The 982-nt window shown below is 44.7% G+C and carries 2 protein-coding genes; both read right to left on the reverse strand.

Features of this window, described 5'->3' with window-relative positions; translation table 11 throughout:
• Window positions 1-377: CoA-transferase (locus AC1M9A_RS14360; protein WP_481610484.1), on the reverse strand; the 377-nt coding region annotated here is incomplete at its 3' end.
• Window positions 378-397: 20 nt separating this feature from the next.
• Window positions 398-982, reverse strand: a 585-nt coding sequence (locus tag AC1M9A_RS14365) for a 3-oxoacid CoA-transferase subunit A (RefSeq protein ID WP_035270774.1), incomplete at its 5' end; no start/stop codon positions are given.

A 982-nucleotide genomic window follows, 5' to 3' on the forward strand; every position in this document is an offset into this window, starting at 1 on the left:
GCATCAGGTGCACCGGTATGCCAGTTTGCAAGATCACCATTTTCAGCGACTTGGAAAGCACCCAAGACTGCGATGTCTAAATGACCACCACGCATCATTGCAAATGAATCACCATGATGGAAGAAAGCTCCGCCTTCTAGCAGGGTTACAAACTCTTTACCCGCATTAATTAACTCAGGGTCACGGTCTTCTTCCGCAGGGGGTGGACCAAAGGCCAATAAACCATTTTCAGAATGTAAAAAGACATCTTTGTCAGAAGGTAAGTAACTCGAGATCTTGGTCGGTAAACCAATGCCAAGGTTGACATAAGCACCATCAGGAATATCTTGTGCAACACGTTCTGCAATTTGATCACGGGTTAATTTTTGATAACTCATTTTATTTCTCCAATCTCAAATTACTGCGCAGGTTGAACTTGTACAACGTGTTGTACAAAGATCCCTGGGGTGATGATGTGTTCAGGATCTAAGGCACCGAGTTCCACGACTTCTGATACTTGTGCGATGGTGATATCTGCTGCCATGGCCATAATTGGACCAAAGTTACGTGCAGATTTACGGTACACCAAGTTCCCCCAGCGATCGCCCTTATGCGCTTTAATTAACGCAAAGTCAGCTTTGATTGGATTTTCTAAAACGTAGTCTTTACCTTCATAATTCATGGTTGGTTTGCCTTCAGCAAGCAAAGTACCAAAACCTGTTGGTGTGTAGATTGGACCTAAGCCCATACCCGCCGCTTGAATACGGCAAGCCAAGTTGCCTTGCGGTACAAGTTCTAACTCGATTTTGCCTGCACGGTAGAGTTCATCGAAGACATAAGAGTCAGACTGACGAGGAAAAGAACAGATGATTTTACGTACAGCGCCTGCTTGTAACAGTTTAGCCAAGCCGTAATCACCATTACCTGCGTTGTTGTTGACGATCACTAAGTCTTTAATACCGAGTTCAATTAAGCCATCGATGAGTTCAGCAGGCTGACCTGC

The sequence above is a fragment of the Acinetobacter sp. ANC_7634 genome, assembly GCF_056779875.1.